At 60.6% G+C, this 9,077-nt stretch carries 11 protein-coding genes and 1 tRNA gene; 6 read left to right on the plus strand and 6 right to left on the minus strand.

Annotation, left to right across the window (positions count from 1 at the left end):
- Nucleotides 1-145 precede the first annotated feature (145 nt).
- The 4 genes from LIX15_RS04000 to LIX15_RS04015 form a co-directional block, all read right to left on the minus strand.
- The gene (locus LIX15_RS04000) at nucleotides 146-859 is read right to left on the minus strand and encodes a hypothetical protein (RefSeq protein WP_227776216.1); all 714 of its coding nucleotides are present in this window, start codon (nucleotides 857-859) and stop codon (nucleotides 146-148) included.
- A complete protein-coding gene (locus tag LIX15_RS04005; protein WP_227776217.1) occupies nucleotides 814-1,320 on the minus strand; it encodes a hypothetical protein in 507 nt (168 codons plus the stop codon). Before LIX15_RS04005 ends, LIX15_RS04000 begins: the two co-directional genes overlap by 46 nt.
- 123 nt (nucleotides 1,321-1,443) lie before the next feature.
- The gene (locus LIX15_RS04010) at nucleotides 1,444-1,611 is read right to left on the minus strand and encodes a hypothetical protein (RefSeq protein ID WP_227776218.1); all 168 of its coding nucleotides are present in this window, start codon (nucleotides 1,609-1,611) and stop codon (nucleotides 1,444-1,446) included.
- 310 nt (nucleotides 1,612-1,921) lie between these two features.
- Nucleotides 1,922-2,006, minus strand: a tRNA-Leu gene (locus LIX15_RS04015).
- Nucleotides 2,007-2,092: 86 nt separating this feature from the next.
- Here LIX15_RS04015 and LIX15_RS04020 point away from each other — a divergent pair.
- Nucleotides 2,093-2,500 (plus strand): desampylase, encoded by a 408-nt coding sequence (locus LIX15_RS04020; RefSeq protein ID WP_227776219.1) that lies wholly within the window; start codon nucleotides 2,093-2,095, stop codon nucleotides 2,498-2,500.
- 38 nt (nucleotides 2,501-2,538) lie between these two features.
- The gene (locus tag LIX15_RS04025) at nucleotides 2,539-3,534 is read left to right on the plus strand and encodes a C40 family peptidase (protein WP_227776220.1); all 996 of its coding nucleotides are present in this window, start codon (nucleotides 2,539-2,541) and stop codon (nucleotides 3,532-3,534) included.
- Here LIX15_RS04025 and LIX15_RS04030 read toward each other — a convergent pair.
- Nucleotides 3,527-4,378 (minus strand): serine hydrolase, encoded by an 852-nt coding sequence (locus LIX15_RS04030; RefSeq protein WP_227776221.1) that lies wholly within the window; start codon nucleotides 4,376-4,378, stop codon nucleotides 3,527-3,529. The genes LIX15_RS04025 and LIX15_RS04030 overlap by 8 nt on opposite strands.
- 124 nt (nucleotides 4,379-4,502) lie before the next feature.
- Here LIX15_RS04030 and LIX15_RS04035 point away from each other — a divergent pair, with 124 nt between their 5' ends.
- Genes LIX15_RS04035 through LIX15_RS04045 form a run of 3 tightly spaced genes read left to right on the plus strand, consistent with a single transcriptional unit; the run spans nucleotide 4,503 to nucleotide 6,800 of the window.
- The gene (locus tag LIX15_RS04035) at nucleotides 4,503-4,646 is read left to right on the plus strand and encodes a hypothetical protein (RefSeq protein ID WP_227776222.1); all 144 of its coding nucleotides are present in this window, start codon (nucleotides 4,503-4,505) and stop codon (nucleotides 4,644-4,646) included.
- The gene (locus LIX15_RS04040) at nucleotides 4,639-6,318 is read left to right on the plus strand and encodes a sodium/proline symporter (RefSeq protein ID WP_227776223.1); all 1,680 of its coding nucleotides are present in this window, start codon (nucleotides 4,639-4,641) and stop codon (nucleotides 6,316-6,318) included. The genes LIX15_RS04035 and LIX15_RS04040 overlap by 8 nt, the downstream gene beginning before the upstream one ends.
- Nucleotides 6,318-6,800, plus strand: a complete 483-nt coding sequence (locus LIX15_RS04045) for a hypothetical protein (RefSeq protein WP_227776224.1) — start codon at nucleotides 6,318-6,320, stop codon at nucleotides 6,798-6,800. Before LIX15_RS04040 ends, LIX15_RS04045 begins: the two co-directional genes overlap by 1 nt.
- Nucleotides 6,801-6,805: 5 nt before the next feature.
- Here LIX15_RS04045 and LIX15_RS04050 read toward each other — a convergent pair whose 3' ends face one another.
- Nucleotides 6,806-7,684, minus strand: coding sequence for a DMT family transporter (locus LIX15_RS04050; RefSeq protein ID WP_345410693.1), 879 nt, complete (start codon nucleotides 7,682-7,684; stop codon nucleotides 6,806-6,808).
- A gap of 114 nt (nucleotides 7,685-7,798) precedes the next feature.
- On the opposite strand from LIX15_RS04050, the gene lysA reads away from it, so the two are divergent.
- Nucleotides 7,799-9,034 carry a diaminopimelate decarboxylase gene (gene lysA / locus LIX15_RS04055; RefSeq protein WP_227776963.1) on the plus strand — a complete coding sequence of 412 codons (1,236 nt, stop codon included), beginning with the start codon at nucleotides 7,799-7,801 and terminating at the stop codon, nucleotides 9,032-9,034.
- Nucleotides 9,035-9,077: the final 43 nt, after the last annotated feature.

Below are 9,077 nucleotides of genomic sequence, written 5' to 3' on the forward strand. Positions count from 1 at the left end.
GAGTGCCGTTTGAACGTGGAGCAGTTGTTGACTTCTCTAAAATGTATCAAAATGTATTATTTTAGGATGAAATATGGTTCGGACTGGTGAGATACGCGTTGAAACCCAGATAGCCGTATTCGCTACAATAGCAGTTCCCGGCCGGTTAGTTCATCTTGGCGTTCACGTACCGAAGGAACCGCTCGACGGGATACGGCGCGGTACTGGCGATTTTCGCCTTGAGCGGATTTTTGCTCGGATTGACCGTGTATCTCCGCAATTCCGGCCATTTTTCCTCGATAACGCCGCTTATCAGATCGTGGTTAGGTGGAGAGAGTCGCGCTGAGTCGACGCTCAGCACCGTCAACAGAAGGTTGTAGTTCGAAAACGGAGACACGCCCCTGATGGCGATGTCTTTTTCGCGCGGTGCCAGCGCACCCCATCGACCCATTCGTTGTTCCCAGTAGAGCAGGTTCATCGGTGAGATATCGTTCTCTTTCGCGTATTCGGTCGCGTCGGGCAGCCATTCCTCTATTTCATGCTCGACGAACTCGCTATTCGGATACTGAAGCATTTCACAGCAGTGGTCGACCAGATTCGCGCCGTTTTCGGGAGAGGGATAGTTTGTCTTAAATATTGGACCGTTTCCGGTCACGTAGATGTGTTTTTCCACGTCGTAGTTGTTGTAGAGGAACTGGACGTGTTTCGTCTTCGAAAGGTTTCGCGTCCAACAGAGATAGTCCGAAAGTGCGCTCCGAAAATCGTCGTCAAGGCCGCGCGGATGATGAATCGAGTAGTCGAAATTTTGCTCCGCGGCCATCCGTTTCGGGATTTTTACGTCGGGTGCTCGCCCGACGACCAATTGGAAAACGTGTACCACGTCACGTCTCGAACGATGTCCTTCGAGCAGGCGAGTATCGTCCGAGAATCCCATCCCGCCGTAATCGGCGTGAGAAGGTGGAACTTGTCGTTGAACGACTCCATCGCGCCCGAGATACTGTCCGCGATGAACTCCATCGGCGATTGCTGCGTGTCCGGCGAAAACAGCGGTCGCCGCGACGGTTCCATCGCATCCATATCGAGGATGTGGTTCGGAAGCACGCACCGCAAATCCCGAAACAGCGTTTTGTCGCCGATGAACGCACTTTCGTTGTTCGTGAACTGCGCCGAGTTCATGAACGCCACGGCCTCGGAATTCGTTCGCTGTTCCACATCGACCGAATCGAACAGCAGTTTGAGCGAGGTGGTGACCAACCGGGCGTCCGTGTGATAGTAGACGGATTTGTGCGCGAAGGCGTCCGGAATCACGGTCGCCGAATCCCCGTCAGAGTAGAGAATCACATATCGGCCCGTGAGCGCCTGTGAACGTCGAAAAACTTCTTTCAGCGATTTGTTGACGGTATCCCGCATCCACTTTCGAACTGTCGGGCCGTTCGGAAGAACTACATCGCCGATAACTGCGAGTTAGTTGTCGCCGTCCGACGCCTGGAAAACCGGAAGCGTTTCGGAATGGTACACGTCCAGTTCGTCCGTAAATTCGGCGTGAGAAAATCCGACGGGCGGCGTCGGTTCGAACGTTGAATCGCATACCAAAAATTGGTTTTGATGTTGCACGCGATTGTTCTGGCTCATTAGATAATTCGACTCATAACTCCAGATTAAAGGTATCGGCCCTCAGTAAATTTGTCAAAATATTTATTCAGTACAGAAATGGCTTCAGATAGGGTTGAAATCATAAAATATATAAAATTAAAAGTTGATACAGTCGGGCGTCGTTAGAGGGGATCGCTCGTCCAAATCAATCGTTCGGTAGTACGAGGGAGGGGATTCGAACTATGCCCGAACAGCCCGACTCGCTTCGCTATCGCTCGCTGTTCGGGCCGTGACCGGTTTCCTTCGAACCCAGATTACATTCTCCGCTCACGGAATAGTTCCTGGAGAATGCGAGGGATGGGATTCGAACCCATGGACTCCTACGAGAGCGGGTCTTAAGCCCACCGCCGTTGGCCTGGCTTGGCAACCCTCGCTCGTCAGTCGATTACCCCTTCCCATCCAAGTGGGTTTCGGTTGACCGGCCTCCTCGCTTATACACTCCGAGAATGAACCACCGTGTATGCTCGTCCTCTCGCGCGAAGTGTACGACACGCTCGTGAGTCGCGCACGCCGGGGTCGTCCGGCCGAAATCTGCGGTCTCCTCGCCGGAGCGCGGGACAGTCCCACCCGAATCGAAGACACGTTTCAGGCCGAAAACGTCGCCGAGACGCCGGAGACGAACTACGAGATTCATCCAGAGGAACAGCTGGCGATAATGGAGGAGATAGAAGACCGCGGGCAGGACGTCGTCGGATTTTATCACTCCCACCCGGCGGGGCCAGACCGCCCGAGCGAAACCGACGCCGCGGACGCGACGTGGGACGGCTACTCATACGTCATCGTCTCACTGAACGGGGCGTACCCCTTCGTCGGGTCGTGGCGCTGGACCGGAGAGGCGTTCGAACCCGAAACCGTCCACCTCGAATAGGCGATAAGATTTTCACCGCCCTCCGAGGAGGGAAGCGCATGGACGACCACCAGCGCGCGCGACTGGCACTGCAACGCTGTCGGACGAAGCACGCACCCGATTCGCGGGTCTCGGTTTTCGACGCGAAGGTCGAATCGGATGCAAACCAACTCTTCTTGCGGGGGAGCGTCTCGACACCCGAACTCGAAACGCACGCCCGGAACGCAATCGAGCAGGTCACCGACGAATCGGTGACGAACGAGCTGTCGGTTCTCGCGAACGAACGAACCGAGCGAACAATCGACGCTTCGGTCGCCCCCGTTCGCGGCGATTCGGACGCCGACGCAGAACAGGTCACGCAGGTTCTCTACGGTGCCGCCGTGACCGCGTTCGACCGCGACGGAGATTGGGTTCGGATTCGAACGCCCGACGACTATCTCGGTTGGGTCGAAGCGGCGGTTCTCACGACGCCGCAGGGGGAGATAGACCCGGGAAAAAGAGCGGACGCAGTTGTGGCGCACGAAATCGCCCCCGACGAGTTGGGGCGGCCAATATACGCCGGAACGGAGTGTCGAATGGACGGGTCGGAAGTCGTCTTCCGAACGGGAGCGACCATCGCGCGTTCCAACTTCGAGTCCAAATCCGAGTTGGAACCCGACCACGCGGTTCGACAATCGCCCGAGAACCCGACCGGTGAGGGAGTCGTCGAAGTCGCGCGACAGTTCTTCGGCACGGAGTACGACTGGGGCGGGATGACGACGGACGGAATCGACTGCTCGGGATTGGCGTGGATTTCGTATCGCGTCAACGGAATCGTCCTCCCGCGGGACGCCGACCAACAGCGCACCATGGGCGAGACCGTTTCCCGCGACGAACTTCTACCGGGCGATTTACTCTTTTTCCCGGGTCACGTCGCCATTAGCCTCGGCGGTGACGAGTACATCCACGCCTACGGCGGCGACGACGCGGTGGTCATCAACAGCTTCGACGACGGCCACGACGACTATCTCGCCGACTTGGACGAGAAATTCGAACTCGCCCGGCGACTCATCTGAGCCAGGAAAATACGGCGTCGCCGATTTCCGCAATTGCGTCCGCGGCGTCGGCCCCGTGAGGGACGTTATCGGCGAAGACGGCGAAAGCGAGCGGAGTGTCTCCGTCGGGAACCGACAACAGACCGGCGTCGAGCGCGGCGGTTGGAAGCCATCCCGTTTTGTGGGCAGCGTCGTTTTCGTAGGGCAGATACCGGGGAATCATCGACGTATCTTTCTGGGCCGAAAGTGGGATACGCATTCGTTCGTAGGCGTCCGCCGAGAGGGTCGCCTCGCACGCGATGTCGGCGAAGAATCGAGCGCAGTCGAAGGGGGCCGTGACATTCGCGGGTTCGTCTTCCGGAACGTGAATTCCGGACGCCTCGAAATTCGTCGCTTCGAGCGTCGTCATCATCTTGCGAGCCAATCGCGTGTTCCCCATCCCGAGTTTCGCCGCGGAATCGTTGACGGCGGCCATACCGAGGAGGTCGATGAGTTGGTTCGTCGCGGCGTTGTCGCTGGTCGCAATCATCGCGCGGGCCAAATCCTCGATTGTCGGCGTGGCGTCGAGTAGGTGCAGGACGCCGCTCCCGCCGACCCTGTTTTCCGGGTCAAGTGGGCACGATTCTGCGAGAGAATCCAGTCGTCCGTCGTATCGTTCGTACAGCGCGTACAGAACGGGGAGTTTCACCACGCTCGCGCTCCGAAACGCCTGCGAGGCGTTTCGAGAGCAGACAACATCGAACTCGTCCGGGCCGTAGGGAAACCCGAGGAAGACGCCGAGTTCGCCGTCGATTCGGTCGGCGTAGCGCTCGATGTATTCGGCTAGTTCGCCGCGGGATTCGAGTGTCGGCGTCGTCGGGCGCATAGTCACCGACCCCCTATCGTCGTTTGCATGTCGGCAATTTTCTTCCGCCTTCGTACAAATACTTTCGTCACGGCCCGCCGTGAATGCCAAAACGTTTATTTCACGTTTGTTAGTTTGTACCGGTATGGCAGGGATGAGCACACTCGACTGGTTGGGATTGGCCGGACCGTACGTGGTTTTTTTCGTGATGCTAATCGCGTACTACGTCCTCGAAGGTAGGCGAGAAAAACGCCTGCGTGAGGAATACGAGGAGGACAGCTATGCCTGATGGAATCGCCGGACAGGCGGGCATCTGGGTGCTCGGAACCTTCGGCGCGTATCTCCTCGTCCTCATCGGAATCGGGTTGTGGGCGTCGAAAATGATGGATTCTGTCGGCGACTACGTCATCGGCGGCCGTCAAATCGGGCCGGTCGTCACCGGCTTTTCGGAGCGGGCGTCCGAAATGAGCGGTTGGCTCACGCTCGGCGTTCCGGCGGACGCCTTCAACACGGGAATCATGGCGTTTTTGAACGGACTCGGGATGATTCCGGCGGACTTGCTCGCGTGGGCGGGACTCGCAAAGCGGCTTCGAAAGTACACCGAAATTGTCAAATCGGTGACTCTGCCCACGTTTTTCGCCACTCGCTTGGGGGACACCTCCGGCATGGTTAAAGGCGTCTCTGCAATCGTGTTGATGCTGTTCGAAGGCGGCTACGTCGGTGCGCAAATCGTCGCCGCCGGGACGCTGTTGCGGGTTCTGACCGGTGTCGAACCGTGGGTCGGCATCGTCGTCGGCGGCGTCATCGTCGTCGGCTACACGATGCTCGGCGGCTACTTCGCCGTCGCGTGGTCCGACTACTTCCAAGGGGCGATCATCCTCGCCGCGTTCATCGTCCTCCCCATCATCGCGTTCACGACTTACGGGCTACCGTTCGGTGACCTCGCGAACGTCAGCGGCGGTGCTTCGTTGACCAGTATCACCGCGGGCGCGACCGGCTGGGCCGCGGTGTTCGGCATCATCAGCTACGCCGCAATCGGTCTTGGCGTCCCCGGTAACCCGCACATCATGGTGCGATTCATGGGTATCGACCGGGTGAAAAACATCCGTCTCGCGGCGATGGTCGCCCAACTGTTCATGTTCGTCGCGTACGTCGGCGCGGCGCTCGTCGGACTGTACGCCATCGTCGTTTTCGGACAGGGTGACCTCGCGAACGCCGACAACGCGATGCCGCGATTGACACTCGACCTCCTGCCCGGCGCGGTCGCCGGAATCGTCCTCGCGGCGGCGTTGGCGGCGATGATGTCCAGCGCCGACTCGCAACTGCTCGTCGCCACGAGCGCCGTCGTGGAGGACGTGTACCACGGTTTCCTGAACAAGCAAGCGACCGAACAACAACTCGTGCGCTACTCGCGTTACGTCACGCTCGGACTCGGCGCTGCGAGCATCGCCTTCGCGTACCTGGCCAAGGATACGCCCATCTACACCCTCGTCCTCGATTACGCGTGGGGCGGTTTAGGCGCGGCAATCGGGCCGACACTCATCGCGGCCTTATGGTGGAAGCGCGTCACGGCGAAGGCTTCCGTGGCGAGCATGATCGTCGGCGCAACGACGATGGTGCTGTGGACGCAACTCAGCACCCTCCTCGACACGCTGGGGATGATGCCCACTGAATCCTCACCGTTCCTCTACAACCTCGTCGGCGTCTACGGCCTGTTCCCGGCGTTCATCCTCTCGGTGCTCACGCTGATTTCCGTCTCGCTCGTGACGAAACCGCCGTCCGGCGTCGAAGACCACTTCGACGTGTTCGACAAACCGCTCTCCGCGGTAACGAGCGAACCTGGAAGCGGGACGCCGAGTTACGTGACCGACGGTGGACGAGACGTGTCGCCGAAAGCAATCACAGAAGCGGACAACATCCGTGCCCACGTCGGGGAATCCGGCTACTGGAATGACGAGTGATGACCGGTAAACTGGTCGGGAAACGGCGCGAGCGCGCTGAACTCGCGGTCATCCCGCCGTCGGTTTCGCGCGAGGACGCTGGAACCGGCCGGGTCGGTGCGGTCGCGTACCCCTACCGGGTGTACGAGGCCGAGGTGACCATCGAGCGACCGTTCATGAGCGAGCGAACCGACCGGTTCGTCGCCAGCGTCGACCGTTCCCGCAGGTTGGTGGTTCGGGCGGACGGGGTTCCGGACGCGGAAGACAGAGAAATCGAGGACGTGCTGGTACTTCCAACGGAGCTTTCTCCCGAACAGTCCCGAGCGAAAGCGCGGGAATCCGTCCTCCAGTGGACGCTCCGTCGATACTCGCTAAACGACGCGCCGAATATCGAGTTCGTTCGGGACGTGGACGCCTACAAACTGTTCTGGCTGGTCGAGCGTCCGGAAGGCGATGTCATCGTGGACAGCGTTCGCGGGACGGAAGACCCACTTCGAGAGTAGCTCTATTACTCTCCCGCGGTGCTCACGACCCATACGCCGAGGGCCATCACCGCACCTCCTGCGAGGAACGACGGCCCGAGCGACTCCGAGAGGAGGAGCGCGCCGAGCACTGCGCCGACGACGGGTTGTGCGAAGAAGAAGACGGCGACCACGCCGGCGTCGAGTTCCTCCAATCCGCGATACCAGAGGAACCACGCCGCCGCGGTGCTGAACACGCCGAGGTACAGCACCGCCCCGACGATCGGGAGAGTTACGCTCGCGTCGAAGGAAACGGCTGCGAGTTCGAACGGAACGAGAACCGCGACCAGCGGAATCGATGCGAGCGTGGAGTAGGTCGCGGTTTCGAGCGCGGAGTAGGTTCTGACGAGGGGTTTGCCCCACACCGTGTAGCCCGCCCATCCGAAACTCGCGGCGAACAGCGCGAGAACGCCGAGGAGATTGCCGTTTCCGACGGTCGAAAAATCGTACCGTCCGGTGAGGACGATCAGCGTGCCGACGACGGCCAGAGCCATTCCCGTTCCTTTTCGTTCGGAGAGCGATTCGCCGAGGATGCTGACGCCGAGCAAGAGGGTAAAAACGGGCGTGAGGACGGTCAGCAGAGAACCCTGGCTCGCGGTGGTCAGGTCGGTGCCGACGAACTGCGTGACGAGGGTGAGCGCGACCCAGCCGCCGAGGACGCCGAATCGTTTCCAATCGTCCCGCGAAAACGACCGATTCGGCATCGTCAACCGGACGACCGCGAACAGCGTCAGGCCGCCGAGAACGACTCGCAAAAAGGCCAGCGTCACGGGAGGAATGACGGCGAATCCCCACTTGCTTACGACGTACATGCCACCCCACAGCGCGGCGGCGGTGAGGGGCGGGAGCGATCCGGCACGCGACATCGTCCGGAGGGTATCTCCCTCGCGGTAAATTTCTGTCCCTAGCATGGGAGGGCGAACCGTTATTCGCTCCGTGCGGGATTTCGTAACATGGATATCGACACTCGGCGAGAGTGACTGCGCAGGCACGCCGACGACCTCGTCTCCGACTTCGGGTCACCGGTGTACGCCTTTTTCGAGGACGACCTGCGGACGAACTACGAAACTCTCCGGCAGATCTTGGACGAGCATTATCCCGATTCTGCGGTTCACTTCGCGGTGAAAGCCAACTACAATCTCGGCGTTCTCTCGGTGCTCCGAGATGCGGGGTGTAAGGCGGAAGCCTACGCCAGGTGCGAACTGACGGCGACCCGGCGCGCCGGATTCGACGCGGAGGACGTGCTCCTCACGGGGATGAACCGCGCGCTGGAAGACATCGAACGCGCGCTGGAGTGGGGCGTCTCCCGTCTCCTCGTGGACAACGCCGCGGAGTTGGAGAAAATCATCGTGGCGGCGGACGCGACTGGAACAACCCCGGACGTGCTGATTTGCGGCAACCCCGCGATGGACGTGCCGACCCATCCCGGGGTGGCGACGGCGACCCGCGAGAGCAAGTTCGGACTGGATATCGAAAGCGGACGGGCGATGGCAGTCGCGGAGGCGGCGGTCGAATCCGACGCCGTCTCGCTCGCCGGCGTGCAGTTACACGTCGGAAGCCAGATTCGCGGCGTCGAACCCTACGGGGTCGCCGCCCGCGAAATGCTCGGGTTTGCGGGGAGAATACGCGACGAGTTGGACGTGGAAATCGACGTTCTCCACCTCGGCGGCGGCTTTCCCGTTCCCTACGACGAGGACGTTCCTGCCACGGAGGACATCGTCGAACACATAGCTGAGACGATTCGTGGGACCTGCGCCGACCTCGACCTCGCGGAGCCGAAACTGTTCGTCGAACCCGGGCGCAGACTCGTCGGCAACGCGGGAACCTACCTCGCCACGGTCGGCGTCGTAAAGGAGACGCCCTACGCTGACTTCGCGGTGCTGGACGGTGGAACGAACGCCGTGTCCTCCCACTGGCCGTACCCGGTGTACGCGCCGAAAGACCGCAAACCGACGCGGAAATATCACGTCGCCGGTCCGCTCTGTTACACGGGCGACGTGATTAGCGAGGACGTAGCGCTTCCCGAACTCGGTCCCGGCGACCTCGTCGCGGTGGACAAAATCGGTGCATACTCGCTCGGCAGTGCGAGTCACACCAATGCGGAACCGAAACCGCCGGTCGTGTTGGTGCGAAGCGACGGCACGCACGAATGCCTGCGAACGCGAGAGACATGCGAGGACGTGCTCGGCCGCGACCGGAGCGAGGACGGACTGTGAACGGCACAGTTCGGATGGACTGTAGGTCCACGTTCCGCCGTGA

The organism is Haladaptatus pallidirubidus, from assembly GCF_020700235.1.
GTDB classification, from domain to species: Archaea; Halobacteriota; Halobacteria; order Halobacteriales; family Haladaptataceae; genus Haladaptatus; species Haladaptatus pallidirubidus.